This is a genomic window from Streptomyces sp. NPDC045701 (assembly GCF_056432045.1).
In genome coordinates, this window is record NZ_JBWKJV010000039.1 from 6,345 (window position 1) to 22,863 (window position 16,519).

The 16,519-nt window shown below is 68.8% G+C and carries 13 protein-coding genes and 2 pseudogenes; 6 read left to right on the top strand and 9 right to left on the bottom strand.

All coding sequences use genetic code 11. From position 1 onward, the window contains the following. The first annotated feature begins 378 nt into the window (after positions 1 to 378). Positions 379 to 684, top strand: a complete 306-nt coding sequence (locus tag AC07DW_RS27765; RefSeq protein ID WP_478860418.1) for a hypothetical protein — start codon at positions 379 to 381, stop codon at positions 682 to 684. 127 nt (positions 685 to 811) lie between these two features. On the opposite strand, the gene AC07DW_RS27770 is transcribed toward AC07DW_RS27765, so the two are convergent. The 3 genes from AC07DW_RS27770 to AC07DW_RS27780 all read right to left on the bottom strand — a co-directional run bounded on the left by AC07DW_RS27770 (position 812) and on the right by AC07DW_RS27780 (position 4,706). After that, positions 812 to 1,180: an STAS domain-containing protein gene (locus tag AC07DW_RS27770; RefSeq protein WP_478860419.1), complete on the bottom strand. Its 369-nt coding sequence runs from the start codon at positions 1,178 to 1,180 to the stop codon at positions 812 to 814. After that, positions 1,177 to 2,601: a PP2C family protein-serine/threonine phosphatase gene (locus AC07DW_RS27775; protein WP_478860420.1), complete on the bottom strand. Its 1,425-nt coding sequence runs from the start codon at positions 2,599 to 2,601 to the stop codon at positions 1,177 to 1,179. Before AC07DW_RS27775 ends, AC07DW_RS27770 begins: the two co-directional genes overlap by 4 nt. Before the next feature lie 1,493 nt (positions 2,602 to 4,094). Further along, positions 4,095 to 4,706, bottom strand: a complete 612-nt coding sequence (locus AC07DW_RS27780) for a hypothetical protein (RefSeq protein ID WP_478860421.1) — start codon at positions 4,704 to 4,706, stop codon at positions 4,095 to 4,097. 226 nt (positions 4,707 to 4,932) lie between these two features. Between AC07DW_RS27780 and AC07DW_RS27785 the strand changes: the two are divergent. The 4 genes and pseudogenes from AC07DW_RS27785 to AC07DW_RS27800 all read left to right on the top strand — a co-directional run bounded on the left by AC07DW_RS27785 (position 4,933) and on the right by AC07DW_RS27800 (position 8,819). Then, positions 4,933 to 5,837: pseudogene (locus tag AC07DW_RS27785) on the top strand (IS5 family transposase). 76 nt (positions 5,838 to 5,913) lie between these two features. Further along, positions 5,914 to 6,960, top strand: coding sequence for a hypothetical protein (locus AC07DW_RS27790; RefSeq protein ID WP_478860422.1), 1,047 nt, complete (start codon positions 5,914 to 5,916; stop codon positions 6,958 to 6,960). A 249-nt stretch (positions 6,961 to 7,209) separates the two neighbouring features. After that, positions 7,210 to 8,091 (top strand): annotated as a pseudogene (locus tag AC07DW_RS27795) (IS630 family transposase); the annotation flags it as partial. A gap of 446 nt (positions 8,092 to 8,537) precedes the next feature. Further along, entirely contained in the window at positions 8,538 to 8,819 is a 282-nt protein-coding gene (locus AC07DW_RS27800) for a hypothetical protein (protein WP_478860423.1), read from the top strand. Here AC07DW_RS27800 and AC07DW_RS27805 read toward each other — a convergent pair. After that, positions 8,767 to 9,078: a DUF1877 family protein gene (locus tag AC07DW_RS27805; RefSeq protein WP_478860424.1), complete on the bottom strand. Its 312-nt coding sequence runs from the start codon at positions 9,076 to 9,078 to the stop codon at positions 8,767 to 8,769. The genes AC07DW_RS27800 and AC07DW_RS27805 overlap by 53 nt on opposite strands. A gap of 580 nt (positions 9,079 to 9,658) precedes the next feature. Between AC07DW_RS27805 and AC07DW_RS27810 the strand changes: the two genes are divergently transcribed. Continuing rightward, positions 9,659 to 9,997: a hypothetical protein gene (locus tag AC07DW_RS27810; RefSeq protein ID WP_478860425.1), complete on the top strand. Its 339-nt coding sequence runs from the start codon at positions 9,659 to 9,661 to the stop codon at positions 9,995 to 9,997. A 194-nt stretch (positions 9,998 to 10,191) separates the two neighbouring features. Here the strand turns inward: AC07DW_RS27810 and AC07DW_RS27815 are convergent, their stop codons facing one another. From AC07DW_RS27815 to AC07DW_RS27835, 5 genes are all read right to left on the bottom strand, one after another. Beyond that, positions 10,192 to 12,165 carry a VWA domain-containing protein gene (locus tag AC07DW_RS27815; protein ID WP_478860426.1) on the bottom strand — a complete coding sequence of 658 codons (1,974 nt, stop codon included), beginning with the start codon at positions 12,163 to 12,165 and terminating at the stop codon, positions 10,192 to 10,194. 326 nt (positions 12,166 to 12,491) lie between these two features. Continuing rightward, positions 12,492 to 13,319 (bottom strand): sugar phosphate isomerase/epimerase family protein, encoded by an 828-nt coding sequence (locus AC07DW_RS27820; RefSeq protein ID WP_478860427.1) that lies wholly within the window; start codon positions 13,317 to 13,319, stop codon positions 12,492 to 12,494. Between the two features lie 31 nt (positions 13,320 to 13,350). Further along, positions 13,351 to 14,187: a carbohydrate ABC transporter permease gene (locus AC07DW_RS27825; RefSeq protein WP_478860428.1), complete on the bottom strand. Its 837-nt coding sequence runs from the start codon at positions 14,185 to 14,187 to the stop codon at positions 13,351 to 13,353. Continuing rightward, positions 14,181 to 15,068 (bottom strand): carbohydrate ABC transporter permease, encoded by an 888-nt coding sequence (locus AC07DW_RS27830; protein WP_478860429.1) that lies wholly within the window; start codon positions 15,066 to 15,068, stop codon positions 14,181 to 14,183. Before AC07DW_RS27830 ends, AC07DW_RS27825 begins: the two co-directional genes overlap by 7 nt. A 27-nt stretch (positions 15,069 to 15,095) precedes the next feature. Continuing rightward, on the bottom strand, positions 15,096 to 16,415 hold the full coding sequence (locus AC07DW_RS27835; protein ID WP_478860430.1) for an ABC transporter substrate-binding protein: 1,320 nt from the start codon (positions 16,413 to 16,415) through the stop codon (positions 15,096 to 15,098). Positions 16,416 to 16,519: the final 104 nt, after the last annotated feature.

The window sequence follows — 16,519 nt, forward strand, 5'->3', positions numbered from 1 at the left end:
CGCTCCCTCCTCCCGATGTTGTTTCTTCGCTCTCCTCCCCCACCCCCCCTCCCCTTCCCCCCCCCCCCCCCCCCCCCCCCCCGCGACAGTTCGGTGGTCAGGGCGACGCCGTCGTCGACTTGCGGCCCGCCGACCAGTTCGGCGTAGGGCCAGCAGCGCCAGTAAGCGAGGGCGCAGCTCAGTGACCGTTTCGAAGGCCACGACGTCCGGCAGCCGAGCCACGGCCACGCCGCTGTGCGCAACTGAACCGTCACCACGACGAGCCGGGGGCAGTCGCGGGCTGGGAGCGTTGATGTTGACGCCATCAACATCGGAACCCCGGCCGGCAACCCGAACGATCCTGCCGGCACCGGCCCTGTCGCGCACCGTGCCCGTTGCGTGTCGACCGAGACGAAGTCGGCTCTGAAGACGACCGAATTCTTCATCTACCTCGCCTCCGTGGTCGCGGTACTGATCGCTTCCATGGTCGTGGGCACCGAAGACGGGCACGCCGACTACTTCCGCGCCGACAGGGCATGGCTGTACATCCTGATCCTGACCGTCGGCTACTTGATCAACCGTGGGCTGGCCAAGTCCGGCAGCCACGACCCCTACGACGAGTCCCATCTAACCCGGCGGGAAAAGGCAGCATCTGGTGCGCTGCACGCCGCGGCTCGACGTGTAGCGCCGTGGCGGAGCGGATGAAGCGCGCGTCGCGACCCGTACGTTGGTCGCGGCGCGCGCTTAGCCATGCACCCGTGCCCAGCGGGAGGAAAGGCCGGCCCGCGCAGTGCCAGCCAGCTGTTGGCGCCGCCCTGGCGAGCGAGAGGTTTCAGGCGGTGGTGCGGTTGCCTTGGCGGGCGGCGAGCGCGGCCTGGGCGCTGGGGTAGGCGGGCAGGAAGGTGGCCATCCCGGTGACGCTGAGCAGGCGGCCCAGCCGGTCGGGGATGCCCGCCAGCGTCAGGGAGCCGTCGGCGTCCTTGGCGCAGCGCCAGATGCCGACGAGGGCGCCCAGTCCTGAGGAGTCGCAGAAGGTGACGCCCGCCAGGTCGGCGACCAGGTCGGGGTGTCCGCCGGAGATGAGTTCCAGGGCGCGGCCCCGCACGGCGGGTGCGGCGGCGATGTCGAAATCGCCGGACAGTGCAATCACGGCCAGGGTCCCGTCGGTGTGCGGGACATCGATGTGGAATGCGTCGGTCATGGGCGTCGGTTCTCCTGCCCGACAAAGACGTCGGCGGTCGGGGCGGCGGCGCTGTGGACGGTGGTGGTGATGCCGGCCGGAGCGGCATCCGCAGTGGGGACCGACAGGGCCAGCAGCGCCACGTCGTCGCGTTCGGTGTCGGGGAGGGTGTCCAGGAGCGCGACGGTGTCGCCGATCAGGGAGCCGGCACTGACCGGCGTCGGCCGGTGGGCCAGGAAGTCGAGCAGGCCCGTGTCGTCGAGCATGTGGCCATCGGCGGTGCGGGCCTCGGTCAGCCCGTCGGTGTACAGCAGCAGGCCCTGGCCGGGTGCCAGGTGCAGGGTGCGTGAGGCGAAGGCGGCTTCGGCGATCGCGCCGACCAGCATGCCGCCCTCGGCGCGGACCGCCTCCACCCGCACACGGCCTTCCTCGGTGGGGCTCAGGTGGTAGGCGGGCGGGTGACCGCCGGTGGCCAGCGTGACCGTGAAACCGCCATCCCGGGCGGGATCGAGCACGCCGAAGATGGCGGTGCAGAAGCGCGTCCCCACCGCCGCGTCCAGCAGCAGCGCCGTGTTCAGGGCGTTCAGCGCGGCCGTCGGGTCCGCGTCGACGAGGGCCGCGGCCCGCAGCGTGTAGCGGGTCAGTGAGGTGACCGAGGCGGCTTCGGCGCCCTTGCCGCACACATCGCCCAGGAAGAACGCCCACCGGTCCCCGCCGACGGGGAAGACGTCGTAGAAGTCGCCGCCCACTTCCTGCGGGGAGGCGGTCTTGTAGTGGCAGGCCAGCTCCAGGCCCGGTACCGCGGGCAGGACGGGAGGCACCAGGGTGCGCTGCAGGGTGGAGGCGAACGCGGCGATGGCCGCCTTGTCCCGCTCCGCCCGCTGCCGGGCCTCTTCTTCCGCCTGGCGCTTCTCCTGCTCGACCCTGCGGCGCTCCTGCTCGGCGCGCACCACGTGCAACGCCGACAGCCGCAGCTCCAGCTGGTCACGCACCACCGCCGCCAGGTCCGCGAGCGTGGCCGAATCCGCCTCGCTGATCTCGCGGGGGCGGGTGTCGAGGACGTTGACCGTGCCCAGCCGGTACCCGTCGGCGGTGATGATCGGAGCGGCGGCGTAGAACCGCACCCCCATCGGGCCGGCGACCAGCGGGTTGGAGCAGGCGACCGGGTCCAGCAGGGTGTCGGGGATGACAGTGGTGTCATCCGTCAGGACCGCCGAGGCGCACAGGCCCGGATCCCGGCCGATCTCGCTGACACCCTCCAGGCCGTGCGTGGCCTTGAACCAGATCCGGTCCTCGTCCACGATCGTCACCGTCGCCACCGGAACCTCGAACAGACGCGCCGCCAGCGCCGCGACCCGGTCGTAGGCGCCGTCCGGAGGTGTATCGAGAATGTCGTAACGGCGCACCGCCGCCATCCGCGCCGCCTCGGCCGACGCGGCCACAGGCCCGCTCGGTGCTATCACAGGCGGGCTCGCTTGCTCCGGCATAACCCTCGTCTCGCTCATCCCCCCCAGGAAGACGCCGACCAGACAGTCAGCACCCAGGCACTGTACCGAAATGCCTCAGCGCAGCCGACCCGACAACCAGCTCCGCGGAAACAGCCGCAACTCGACGCAGTGATCACCGAAAGGCGAAACGTGACGGCGTTCGTGGTGCGGCGGTTCGTCGACCGCGGCCTCCTGGTCGACCTGAGAGCGAACCCGGACAGGGACGCTGCACCACCCCGGCCAGGTCGACCAGGTCTGCCGGCGCGAGGACCTGGCGGACCTGATCACCGCCGACACCCCGCTCAGACCCGAGCAGGCCGCCGCCCGGCTCCGGATGCGACGTGCCGACTTCGACCACATGGTCCGGGTCGGCTGGGTCCGCTCCCCACAGTCGATCGAAGTCCGCTTCGGCACCAGCCGGGCCGGAGCCGTCGACATCGCTCTACACCACCGCGTCCGTCGACGCAGTGCCCGCCGAACACCCGGAGGTCGACTGGGAGCAGCTGCGCACGGTGGAGAAGGGCCGGCGCTCTCCGCTTGCGGCGCTGCGCCCGGAGCCGGCACCCGTACGGGCGTAAGCCTCCGAGGTGCTTGCGCCCGCCCGCGTCCCGCGCTGGCCAGAAGGGCGGCCCTTGGGGGGTGGGGCGTTCTTCTTGCGAGTCGCTCAAGCGTGCCCGGCAGCCGGCTCCCACGAGGGTCGGGCGAGCCCGGTCCCGTCGCAGTGGAGGCACCGGCCGCCCCCTGCGTACTGCGGGCGCCGATGGTGCCGTCGGCGTGGCGGAAGAGCCGGGTGAGGCCTGCAGCGTGCGCCGCGTGGATTGGGAGCTCCTGCCGTCTGCCGAGCGTGACCTCCAGCGCGACGCCGGGGCCGGTGAAGTGGGCGGGCATGCCCCCGGTGATCGCACGGAGCGTCTCGTTCAGCTCGTGCATCGTCTCCGCGCCGGACAACTGCACGCGGGCCGCGAGGACGGTGTCGGTGGCCGCGGCGAAGGACGGCAGTCCGACCGGGCGGGCAAGCGGCCGACGCGGCCCACAGGGGCGGGATGGGTGTGCTGGAGCTCGGACAGGGCGTGCCACAGGCCGCCCGGCAGATCCTGGGGTGCGGTCTCTTCTCGGCCCGCCCTCAGCGCTCCAATAGTTCTGCCGTGGTCTCGCTGGCCGTCCGCCAACCCGTAGCAAGGTACGGAGCGAGTACCTCCACCGCCTCAGCCCTTCGTTCCCCTGACACCCGCTCCGGCGGCGAAGGCCCTCAACCCGGTGGCCCATCCCCCGGATGCCGCCGTGGGGGCGGGCACAAGGGATTGTCCGGCCGATCATGTGACTCCTCCGTTCCTCCGCGCACGAGTCGTTCCTGTGGGCAGGGTGAGGAGTGGTCCAAGCGATGTCGAATCGTGTCCCGAGTCCTGATTGCCGGACCTTGATACCAGTCTCAGAGGGCCGGGAGCGGATCAGCCGGGCTGCGCGGCCGAACGCGGGTCGGAGGTGTCGATACGTTCGATGAACCGACGGACCTGGTCCGCGACGGGTTCGTTCCCGGTGACCGCCATGGTGTAGCGGCGAAACGCCGTCACGAGGAACGAATCCTCGACGCGGAACCGCATCGTTATGTGGGCCTTCTCGCCACGGTCGCCGACCGAGACACCAAGACCCCAGGGCTCGGGCAGGCAGTTCCACCGCTGGAACCAGTCGAGAGCGACCAGCTCCCGGGCCAAGAGGCGTGCGGCGGTGTCGACCGGCTCCTCCCAGCTGTGGTCGGCGGCGAAGCGGTCCAGCTCGGCGTCGTACCGGTCGGCCTCGAAGTGGGAGTCCGGCGGCAGCGGCACCCGGATGTCGTCCGTGTTCTCCCACGTCCACACCACCAGGCCATCACACCACTCGATGGTCACAAAGACGCCTCCGCAGCAACCGGTGTCACAGTAGTTGTTCGACAGCTCGACCCGCTGCGGTTCGGCGCCGGCCCTCAGCGGCCACGTTTCGGGCGGGCCGATCAGCATCTCGTGGAAGAGACTCGAATCGCTGTCGGGGTGGATCGTCTCCACGACATCCACCCCGTCGACCATCAGACGGATCCGCGCCGACGATCCCCATGCCCCCGGATCCACGGGGCCATGGCGAAGGGAAAGGACGTTGAACGGCTCGGAAAGCTCCATCTCCTCATGATCACACCTTCGGACCGGCAGACCCGTCGGGCACCATCACGGGATGAACAATTGGATCGCCCATCGCATGGCGGACGGCGTCCGTGTCCGCGGAACCTGGCGCCACGCGACCACCTTGACGAGCAGCATGATCGGCCCGATAGGACCTAGGCGGTTTCGTTTGGATCTGTCAGTCGTTGGTCCGGGTGTGCCGTTGACTGATGCGCAGTGGGCGCGGATCGAGCCGTTGCTGCCGAACCGGATGCCGAAGAGGGGTGGCCGCTGGCGGGACCACCGTGAGGTGATCGACGCGATCGCCTTCAAGTTCCGGACGGGAACGCAGTGGGTGCATCTGCCGGAGAAGTACGGCAATTGGCGGGGCGTCTACAACCGGCTGCGGATGTGGGCCGTCGATGGCACCTGGGAGCGGGTGTTCACCGCGCTGATGGCCCAGGCCGACGCCGACAAGGAGTTTGACTGGGTCGTCTCGGTGGACTCCACCATCGTGCGCGCTCATCAGCACGCCGCCGGGGCCCGCAAAAAAGGGCGCCAGCGGCCGAGCCGCACGACCACGCCATCGGCCGGTCGCGTGGGGGACGTACAACGAAGATCCATCTTGCTGCCGACGGTCGCTGTCGGCCCCTCGCATTCGTCCTGACCGGTGGCCAAGCGGGCGACGCACCCACCTTCGTGGACGTCATGGCCGGCCTCCGTGTACCGCGTCGCCGCGGACGGCCCCGAACCAGGCCGGACGTAGTCATGGCCGACACGGCGTATTCCTCCCGCGCGATCCGCGACCACCTGAGGAAGCGCGGCATCCGTGCGGTGATCCCCGTGCCAGCAGATCAACGTGGCCATCGGCTGCGTCGGGGCAGCCGGGGCGGGAGACCGCCGGCGTTCGACCGCGAGACCTACAAGCAGCGCAACACCGTCGAACGGTGCATCAACCGCCTGAAGCAGTGGCGCGGCATCGCCACGCGCTACGAGAAGACCGCGACCATCTACCTGGCCGGACTCCATATTGCCGGCATCTTCCTCTGGTCCGCCTGCTGACCCAGGGAAGCTGTGCAGTGTCAGATGACGTAGATCGGTACACCCATTGTCAGACGCTGCTGGCAGCATCACCGCTATGAACGCCATAGTCACCACCCCGCCGCGGCCGTTCGACATCACCGCGCTCTTCCCTGAACTGGCCCCGCTGGCGCGCACGGCGACCCGACTGCACCCGCGCCCCGGGTCGCCGACCGTGCACGACAGCTCCGTCGGGGGGCCGCTCCTGTGGCCCGCCAACGAGCCGTGGCCGTACTGCGACGAGCCGCACGACAGCCGCGCGGCGCCGGTCGTCCACTCCCCGGACGACGTCCGGCTCCTCCGTCAGGACCGTGCCGCAGCAGCCGAGCGGCGGCGCCTCGACCCCGAGGCACCCCAGTGGACTGCCGAGGAACGGGCCACCTGGGAGCGGCTCTCGGACCGCCCGTGGTTCGACGGCCCGATCCCCCTCCTCCCCGTCGCCCAGCTCTACGCTCGCGACATCCCCTTCCCGCGCCCGCCCGACGCGGACCTACTCCAGGTCCTCTGGTGCCCCTTCGACCACGCGGAACATGCCAGCCCCAAAGCCGCACTGTTCTGGCACTCCTCCGCCACCGTCACCGACGTTCTCGACGCACCGCCCGAGCCACCCATCATCCAGCGGGACTGCTACCTCCCTCAGCCGTGCCTCTTCTCACCGGAGCAGGTCACCGAATATCCCCACCCCTCGGAACTGAGCAATGAGCTTCAGGACCAGCTGGACGACGAGAGCCGCTGGCAGACAATCGACCCCGAGCGGTACCAGGCGTACGCGGACGACCCGGGCGAGCTCTATCTGAACAACCTCTCCACCGCGCCCGGCTGGAAGACCGGCGGCTGGACCTGCTGGAGCCGCACCGATCCCAAGCCCCTTCCCTGCCCCGAGTGCGGCACCGAGCAGGTCCCGCTCCTCACCATCGCCTCCTGGGAATGGGACGGCGGCAGCGGGACCTGGATCGCCGAGGAGGACCGGACGGACCCGGCCCCGCCTCCCCTGGGCGCCCAGGACGGCAACTTCACGCTCATCGACATCGTCGGCGGCTACAACCTCCAACTCCACGCCTGCCCGGCCGACCCGTCCCACCCCCACATCGAACTGGTCCCGTGAGGTCTTGCGGAAGTCCTCCGCGCCGACGCGCACGCCACAATCGGCACGGCGATCGACTCTCCAGTCAGCAGCCTTGGCCAACTACCCAGATGATCCGAACGACGGGCCCTAGTGACCTGAGTCAAAGGTTCGTCGTTGGTTGGGTATGAGTCGTCCGGGTCCGAAGATTCCGCCGTTGTCGGTGACTGATGCCCAGCGGGCTGTGCTGGAGAGCTGGGTGCGTCGCCGGACGACGGCCCAGGCTCTGGCTTCCTTGAACGCGGCCTGGACGGCTTATGTGACGACCCACGGCCCGGCGTCCCACGGAAGATCACCGATGCCGACGTCGAGCGGGTCATCGTCAAGACGCTCGAGGAGACACCGAAGAACGCGACCCACTGGTCGACTAGGTCGATGGCCGCGGCCACGGGCATGTCACAGTCGACGGTCTCGCGGATCTGGCGGACATTCGCCCTGGCACCGCACCGGGCCCAGACGTTCAAGCTGTCCACCGACCCGTTGTTCATCGACAAGGTCCGTGACGTCGTCGGTCTCTATCTCCATCCGCCGGAGAAGGCTCTCGTTCTCTGCGTGGACGAGAAGTCGCAGATCCAGGCCATGGACCGGTCCCAGCCTGTTCTACCAATGGTGCCCGGAGTTCCCGAACGCCGGGGTCACGACTACGTCCGGGCTGGCACCACGACCCTCTTCGCCGCCCTCCAGGTCGCCACCGGCAAGGTGATCGGCTCCCTCCACCGCCGTCACCGGGCAGCCGAGTTTAAGAAGTTCCTCAGGAAACTCGACAAGGAAGTTCCCGAGGGCCTCGACGTCCACCTGATTCTGGACAACTACGCGACCCACAAGACACCCGACATCAAGAAGTGGCTGCTGGCCCACCCACGGTTCCACCTGCACTTCACGCCAACCAGCGCGTCCTGGCTGAACCTGGTCGAGCGGTGGTTCGCCGAACTCACGCAGAAGAAGCTCAGGCGCGGCGTCCACCGCTCCGTCCAAGCCCTCGAACGCGACATCCGGGCCTGGCTCGCCGACTGGAACGAGCACCCCAGACCGTTCGTCTGGACGAAGACCGCCGACGAGATCCTGGACAAGGTCGCGGCCTACTGCCACCGAATCTCTGGTTCGGATCGTTAGCTCACTGCGGGTTCCTTCAATCCGCCTGCGGAGGCGCACGTCACTCACACGGTCCCCGTACCACCGCCGGTGCGGCTGCGTGCACATCGGCCACGGCTCGCCCGCCGGCCAGGGGAGGGGCCCGCCCACGGAGCTCCCCTGCGGCCCCGGGTTCCCGGGCCTGGGATGCAGGCGGGTCGCCATGCGGCGGTGAGCGGCCAGCTCGGGGAAGACGGCCTCGATGCTGACGGGGCGGGCGGGGGTGGTGCGGGTCATCTCGGTCCTGTTCGTCTCACCACGTGTCATCGCGCGTGCAGTGTACGGAGACGGCCCTCAATGAGCCGGGGCCGCGACCTCACGGTCGCGGTCCCGGTCGGGGAACGGCCCGAAAGCCGTCCTCCTCGGCATGCATTTGTTTTCCGTGTGTTCCGCCGGCACTACCTCAGTGCGAAGTTCAGCGCACTGACATGCCGGAGACACCGCGACCGCTGGCGCGCCGGAACAGGACCGCCCGCGCGCTGCACCCGTCCGAGGCTACCCCGGCCGGCCGCTCGTCGAGCGACTGTTCCCGCCCACCCGCGGCAGCGCTCTGGCCGCGCACCAACTCTTCCGCCCCCCGGCTGGACCTCACCGTGACCACGCTGCTGGCCGGGGAGAGCGAGCTGGCCCCCTCGCTGGCGTCCGCTACGCCGACGATCACCGCGGCGTACCGCCAGTGGGAGATCCTCGGACGGCCCGGCGTCGTATGACGTCGACCGGCATGCCGCCGTGGGCAGCAAGGAGGTGGTGCAGCTTGTGCCACGCCTTCTCGATGCTGAAGAACGGTGCCTTCTCGGGTGGCAGCGGCTCTCCTTCGGCCCAAGCATCGCCCAGCTCATCGATGTGATCCTGTGCCCAGGAAGGATCACTTAACGACCGCCGCAGCTCGGCAGGGGACAGACGAACGTACTCGCAGTGGATGCCCATGGGCGCGACGCTAGCCGCAGGCACTGACAAGCCTCCAGCCATGTCCGTCGACTCCTCGCTGGACAGCCATAAGAAACGGCGTCTAAACCGCGACGCGCAGCATGAACTGCCAGCTCAAGACCTCTGAACACTGATATGCCTCGCACCAGGCAGAATGAGCGGCATGGTCAACGAGGGGAACGACGGCTTCACGCTGCCGTGGGGGGACCAGGTTTCTACCGGCCGGAGGACGGCCCGCTTCCCCAGACTGAACTGAAGGCGTTCCGCGCCGCTCTGTATGCCGCTTCCCGCGTCGCTGGAGGCGAAGTAGGTGAGGTGGAGGAACGGGTGTACCCCCGGACCCTCCACACCGCAAGGGTCGTTGGACGCGAAGGCGGTCCTGAGCAGCGAACGACTCGCCACACCGCTCTCCGGCGTGGACACCTCAGTGCTCACGGAGGGCGAATGGCGTGAGGTCCGTTTCTACGGCATCACAACGTTGGGCGGAGTCCTCTTCATCGCCTGGGACTGACATACCGGCAGTGTGCAGGACAGCGGTGACCAAAGGGGCGGGCCGGTCGTCGAGGGCCAGCGCGAGCGGCCGGGCAGTGGCCTTAGAGATCCAGCCGAAGGGGAGCCCGTTGTGCTCGACCCGGCCGTCAGCGAGGCGACCAGCGATTCGGTGCGTCACGGCGGCGGGCGGGGGACACTGCGGCGTACGGCCGACACCCTGATCGCCGAAACCCGTGACCGCGGCAGAATGACCGATCCGCTCATCGGCCGACGCCGCCCCGATCCTCTTTCCGCGGCCGGCGGGCGGGGCGTGTGGATCATGCACCAGCTGTGCGACCTGGTGGGGACGCGTGCATTCCGCTCCGGCCTGGTCGTACGCCTGCACAATGACACTGGACTGACCCGGGACCGTCCGGATCGACACGTCGGGGGAACGGTGCACGGCCGCCCGGGCGGCCTCAGCCGATGAGAGTGCCCCTCGGGCGGTGCCCTCTCCTCCCAGGGGACTCCCCCCCCGCCCGGGGCCCGGCCGGAGCCGCACGGTCCGCCGTGTCGCGGTGCCCCGGATCCCCTCCGTCCAGGCCCGTCGGCGTGATGACGAAAGCCGCCGGCCGGCGCGGGAAGTGGATCCCGCGCCGGCCGGTGGTGTCCTGGGCTGCCGTGTCAGCCCTTGTGGATCACGATGTTGCCACCCGAGACAGCCGTCGTCGGTTCCGCGGTGTCACCGGCTCCGATCTGGTTGTCATAGATCAGCGTGCTGTCCGCGGTCCTCCAGATCTTCATCCGGAACTTGTCCGGACCGCTGTCCGTCGCGGTGAGCATGAAGCCGTAGCCGTCCGCGCCGTTGACCGTACCGGTGCCCTTGAAGATGGCCTTGTTGCCGGCCACCACCAGCCACTGGTGATGGCTGGAGTGGAAGTTCAGGGCTCCCGCCTTGAACTGGAACTCGGTGCTGCCGGTGGGCTCGGACGCGCCGTTCTTGTACTTCGACACGAAGCCGAAGTTGGCGCGCCCGGTGGCGTCCGGGTCCGCCGGGTAGGCCCCGGCCGGAGACACGATCCAGCCGCCGCCCGTGACGAAGCCGCCGTCGGGGTCGTACACGACGACGAACCCGCAGTTCTTGGTGTCCCAACCCCCGTCGTCGTCGGTCACGGTGACGGCGATGTCGTAGATTCCCGCAGCGGTGTACTGGTGGCCGGCGTCGACGGGAGATGTCACCGGCGTCACCGAGGTGGTTCCGTCACCCCAGGCGACCTTCATCTCATGGGTGTCGAGGGTGCCCGGATCGGTGAAGGTGCCGCCGATCGACACATCGCTGCCGACCGCGCTGGGCGCCAGGGGACACGAGGTCAGCGACAGACTCGGCGCCACGTTCTGCACCGTCACCGTGGCACTGTCGTCGTCGGCCAGGCCGTTGTCGTCGGTCACGGTCAAGGTCACGGCGTCGGCTCCGTCATCGAGACCGGCGTACGTCGCCACCGCGCTGCTCGTGTCGGAGAGCGTGCCGACCCCCGCCTGAGCACCGCTCCAGGCGTACGACGTGATCACGCCGTCCGTGTCATGGCTGCCGGACCCGTCGAGCGTCACGGACGAACCCTCGGCGACGGACTTGTCGGGGCCCGCCTCCGCGACCGGAGGCACGCAGTTGACGGTGACCACGACCGGCGGGAAGGCCACCGCGGCGTTCTCGTCATCGTCGTAGACCACGGAGGAGTTCACCCCGAGCGGACCGCAGGGCGCGCCGACATGCTTGACCTGATAGGTGATCACCAGGTTCTCGTCACCGAGGTCCGCCCGGGACCACGTGAAGCCGTCCGGCGTCACACCGCCGATCGACGATCCGGCCAGGTTGGCGGTCACGGAGCCGGGGACCAGCGTCCACGGTGGTGCCAGAGTGACGGTGACGGAGGGGTGCGTGGCACCGGGTACCGACACCGCCGCGACCAGTTCCTCCAGGAGGTCGGCGAGGTCGTCGAAGCCGCCCGCCGAGAACGTGTTGGCGGATCCGGCGCCGCTCGCGACCGTCTCCAGCGTGGCCTGGCTGACGCCGTCGCCGACGCCGACCGCGAACACCGTCGCTTTGCCCTGGAGGGCCGTGGCCGCCGGGCCCGTGGGGTCACCCGGGTTCGCGTTGCCGTCGGTGATCACGATGACCACCTGGTTGCGCTGGGGATCGTCCGCACCGAGCAGGGCACCGGCCTGGTCGAGACCACAGGAGATACAGGTGGTGCTGCGCATCTGGGGGTTGTTGGTGATGGCGGACCGGACGGCGGTTTCGTTGTCGCTGAGCGGGCTGACGTTTTCCGCGACGTTCGAGAAGCCGACGACGCCCACCCTGCCGCCGTTGGCGAAGAGTCCGTCGTCGGCGACGGCCTCCACGACACTGTCCGCGAAGCTCGAAAGCTGGTCGAACTCCGTGTCGTTGATGCTGCCGGACTCGTCGAGCACCAGGACGAGATCGGTGGGCGTCGACTGGGTGCTGCTCTCGCCGTCCAGGGTCAGCGTCACGGTGGACGTACCGAACCGGTCGACCGACGTGGGACTGGCCGAAGCGCCGGGCAGCGGTGCGGCTGACGCTGCGGGAGCCCAGACCAGCGCGCCGGTGGCGGCCACGGCGAAGGCGGCGGCACTGGCCATGAGGCGACGAAGACGCAGGGGTCTGCGCCCGCGCATGACGGTTGGATACACGATTCCCCCCTCGGAATCATCACGGGACCGGTACCTGACGCACCGGTCTCCGCGTTCGTTCCGGCACGGAGAATGGCTCACGGAGGGTAGTCCGTCAATAACACCGGAGAATCGCTTCTTTGTGCGCCAGGCAGGACGCCGGAACGATTTCGGTGGCGCTCGGGCGGCTGCCGGACTGCCACAGGGATGGGCCGCCCCTTTTGTGCCCGGCTCCCCTGGCGCCGCGAGCGAGCCGGCGGGCGTCGCAGGGCCAGGCTGGACTTTCCGGACACGCCCTAGGCGCGTACCGCCGCATCACACTGCTCCATCGCCGCCCTCGGGTCGAGCGCGTACGTGCCGTCGCCGAAGAGCTCGAACGTCATCCAGCCGTCATAACCGTGCCGTTCGAGGGCGTGCAGGTAGTCGGCCAGGGGCAGTTCGCCGTCGCCCCACGCCAGGTGTCCCATGGGGCGGCCGTCGATCAGGTGCACGTGGCGGATGCGGTCGCCGAGCGCGGCGAAGGCGTCGTCGACGGATTCGCCGGCCACGGCCATCGTCACCGTGTCGAGCACCGCCCCGAGACGGGCGGCGCCGATCTGGTCGAGCATCGCCGCCAACGTGGGCGAGTCGTTGACCAGGTTCGATTCGACGCGCTGGAGTGGTTCGAGGACGCATGTCACTCCCAACGTGTCCGCGTAGGCGGCGATGTCACCGATCGCGTCGACCGACCGGCGCCAGCCCACCTCCACCGGCTCGTCCTCGCCGCCCCGGCCCGGTGTCAGCAGCAACTTCTCCGCGCCGAGCTCGACGCAGAGTTCGGCCGCACGGCGGAACATGGCGATGCTCTGCGCGCGCAGCCAGTCGACCGGGGAGGCCACGTTGACCGGGTACATCACCTGCTCGGGCGTCAGGCAGTACGCCGCGAGACCACGTACCTCGATGCGGCGGCGCATGTCGCGTGCCTCCGCGTTGCCGATCTGCGGAATGTGCAGGTGCGGGGCGACGCCCCACAGTTCGAGCCGCTCGCGGCCCAGTGCGGCCGCGTCGTCCAGGAACGTGTCGAACGGCAGGTGCTGGTAGGCGAAATTGGTTCCGGTCAACCGCGGCAGGCGGGCGATCGGCATGCGATCTTCCTTTCGTTCGGGAAGGGACCGTTCACTTGCCGATGCCGTCGGCCAGTCCCTTGACGATGTAGCGCTGGCCGAAGAGGAACAGGAGGACGACCGGCACGGCGGCGATCACCATGCTGGCGAACACGACGGGGAAGTCGGTGCCGTGCTTGCTCATCAGGCTCGTCAGGCCGACCGGCAGGGTCTGCACGTCACTGCCGTTGGTGAACACCATGGCGAACAGGTACTCGTTCCACGCGAAGAGCACGTGCAGCAGGACGGTGGACGTGATGATGGGCTTGCACATCGGCAGAATGATCCGCCAGAACGCGGTCCAGCGGCCGGCACCGTCGATTTGCGCCGCCTCGTCCACCTCGCGCGGCAGGTCGATCATGTAGGCACGGATGAGGAAGGTGGTGAACGGGACACGGAAGGCCGTGTACAGGATGAGCAGCGCCCAGAAGCTGTTGTACAGCCCGATCGACTGGAACATGCGCACCAGCGGGACGAGGGCGACGGTCGGGGTGAGCATGAGGCCGCCGAGGATGGCGGCGGTGAGCACCTTGTTGAGCGGGATGTTCACCCGCGTCAGTCCGTAAGCCGCCCAGGCGCTGATGAAAACGGTAGCAACGGTCGAAGTCACCGTGACCAGGACGCTCGTCACAAGGTAGTGGCTCACGCCGCGGTTCCACGCGGCGCGGTAGTTGTCGAAGCTGAAGTCGGTGGGAAGCGCGAAGGGGTTGCCGAAGAGTTCGGCGTTGTTCTTGAACCCGTTCAGCACCATCCACAGGAGCGGATACAGCACCACCACCGCGAGGCCGAGCAGGAAGGCCCACATGAACAGGCGCGCGATCACGCCGAGAAAGCCGAGACGGCTCACCATTCCACCCTTCTCCTACGGGTGAACCACAGCTGCGCCATCGCGATCGTGATCGTGATCACGAAGATCACGGTGCCGATGGCCGCGGCGTAACCGAAGTCGTTGCGTACGAAGCCGTTGCGGTACAGCCACGTGCCGAGCACGTGGGTCGAGTTGTCGGGCCCTCCGCTGGTCATCACCATGACCTCGTTGAACACCTGGAAGGCACCCGACACGGTGACCAAGACCATCAGGCCGGTCATCTCCCGTACGAGCGGGAGCGTCACTTGGAAGAAGCGGCGGACGGGTCCGGCGCCGTCGAGCGCGGCCGCTTCGTGGAGTTCCGCGGGGATGCGCTGGATGGCGACGGCGAACAGCAGCGTCGAGTATCCGAAGCCCTGCCACTGGCTCATCACGATGATCGCCGTCATCGCGGTGCTCTCCTGGCCCAGCCACGCGTGGTCGAACGTGCCGGGACCGGCCGCCTCCAGGGCATGGTTGAGCAGGCCCAGGTTGGGCTCGTAGATGAAGTAGAAGAGCAGTCCCGCGACGGTCAGTGAGATCGCGGAGGGGATGAAGTAGATCGTCCGCAGGGCGCGCTGCCACCGCGTACTGCCGATGCTCTCGACGAGCGCGGCGAGCAGCAGGGCCCCGAAGACCTGGAAGACGACGGACAGCAGGGCGTACCAGAGATTGTTGGTGAAGGAGGTCCAGAAGACCGGGTCGGAGAACAGGTCGCGGTAGTTGCCCAGGCCGACGAACTCCTGGCTGCCGCTGTAGATGTCCCAGCTCAGCGTGGAGTACCCGAAGTTCTGGACGAGCGGGAGGTAGACGAAGACGGAGAGCAGGACGAGGGCCGGCACCATCCACACGAGCCCGGCTGCTCTTCGGTACAGGGTGCGCACCGGATTGATTCCCTTCGGCCGCGCCGGTCACTTGGCGGAGTCGGATGCCCGGCGCACGCTGTCCATGACCTGCTCGGGCGACCTGCTGCCGCTGATGAGAGCCTCACCGCCGGCCAGCCATGCGTCGGCGACCTCGGGCGTGGTGACCATGTCCAGCCAACCGGCGAGCCGCGGGGCCTGGTTGACCAGGTGGATGCCCTCTTGGACCGCCTTGCTGGACGTCTGGGGCGTCACCGCGCCGATCACGGTGCTCGGCTGGCCGTAGGGCGGTGCGGAGAGGGTCTTCGCGCTGGCGGCGCTGGTCAGGAACTTCATGAAGTCGACGGCGAGAGCGGCACGCGGCGACCGGGCGTTGACGAAGTATCCCTCGGGCGCCCCTTCGACGACCTTCGGATCTCCCCCGGCCTCCGCGGCGGCGGGGAGCGGGAAGATACCGAGGTCCTCCGGCTTCAGACCGGCCCCGGACGTGGTGCTGTCGAACTCCAGGATCTCCTGGTAGTACATGGCGGCCTTGCGCTGCGCGAACGCCTCCTGCGCCGAGGTGTACAAAACGCCGTTGGTGCCCCGCCCGGTATTGGTGCAGCCGGACACGAGGGTCCTGAATTGCTTGAGCGCGGAAAGGTAGCCCGGGTCGTCCCAGGTGGCGGTCTTCGGGGCGTAGTCGGCCTCGCGGACGTCGGTCGGCACGTTGTGCGCGAAGAGCTGCTGGAGGTAGTGCAGGGCGGGCCAGCCGTCCTTGTTGCCGAAGGCGATCGGCTCGTAGCCGGCCTTGCGCAGGACGGGGCAGACGGCGATCAGTTCCTCGAAGGTCTTCGGCACCTCGACGCCGGCCTTGTCGAAGGCCGACTTGTTGTAGCCCATGAACTTGCCGTTGTTGTACAGCGGGACGCCGTAGTAGCGGCCGTCGCGGGCGAACGCCGACAGGGAGGACTCGCTGAAGGTCTTGCCCCATGCGGTGCCGGGGCCGATCACCTTGGTGAGGTCCGCCGCGCGGCCGCCGCGGATGAAGTTCTCCGCCCAGTTGCCCGTCCAGGTGAAGTAGATGTCGGGCAGGGCGTCGGATGCGGTGAGTGTCTTGGTCTTGTCCTTGATGCTCTGGTCGGTCTCTTGGATCAGCTCGACGTCCACTTTCGGGTGTTGCCGCTCGTACGCGGCGGCGAAGTCTTCGAAGTAGGGCTCCAGGGGCTCGCCGGCGAACTTGGTGAGGATGCTCAGAGTGCCGGAGTACTCCGGCGTCGCGGTCACGTCGGCCGCCGGACCCTTCGCCGGTCCGGCGAAGCAGCCGGTGAGGACGAGTGCCGAGGCCCCGAGGAGTGCCGCGGACCGCGTCAGAGCGCGTGCGCGCATGGGCGTCCTTTCGTCGAGTGGACGGCCCGCCGAAGGCGCGGGCACGTCGGATCCGCTGCTGGGGAGTCCGTGGGACGGCCCCTGGCGTGCGGCGACTGTACAGA

Excerpts from the sequence above, each read along its gene's own strand:
- AC07DW_RS27770 (WP_478860419.1), bottom strand. The coding sequence starts at position 1,180 with ATGACCGACGCATTCCACATCGATGTCCCGCACACCGACGGGACCCTG.
- AC07DW_RS27780 (WP_478860421.1), bottom strand. The coding sequence starts at position 4,706 with ATGGTCGACGGGGTGGATGTCGTGGAGACGATCCACCCCGACAGCGAT.
- AC07DW_RS27790 (WP_478860422.1), top strand. The coding sequence starts at position 5,914 with ATGAACGCCATAGTCACCACCCCGCCGCGGCCGTTCGACATCACCGCG.
- AC07DW_RS27800 (WP_478860423.1), top strand. The coding sequence starts at position 8,538 with ATGCCGGAGACACCGCGACCGCTGGCGCGCCGGAACAGGACCGCCCGC.
- AC07DW_RS27805 (WP_478860424.1), bottom strand. The coding sequence starts at position 9,078 with ATGGCTGGAGGCTTGTCAGTGCCTGCGGCTAGCGTCGCGCCCATGGGC.
- AC07DW_RS27815 (WP_478860426.1), bottom strand. The coding sequence starts at position 12,165 with ATGGCCAGTGCCGCCGCCTTCGCCGTGGCCGCCACCGGCGCGCTGGTC.
- AC07DW_RS27820 (WP_478860427.1), bottom strand. The coding sequence starts at position 13,319 with ATGCCGATCGCCCGCCTGCCGCGGTTGACCGGAACCAATTTCGCCTAC.
- AC07DW_RS27825 (WP_478860428.1), bottom strand. The coding sequence starts at position 14,187 with ATGGTGAGCCGTCTCGGCTTTCTCGGCGTGATCGCGCGCCTGTTCATG.
- AC07DW_RS27835 (WP_478860430.1), bottom strand. The coding sequence starts at position 16,415 with ATGCGCGCACGCGCTCTGACGCGGTCCGCGGCACTCCTCGGGGCCTCG.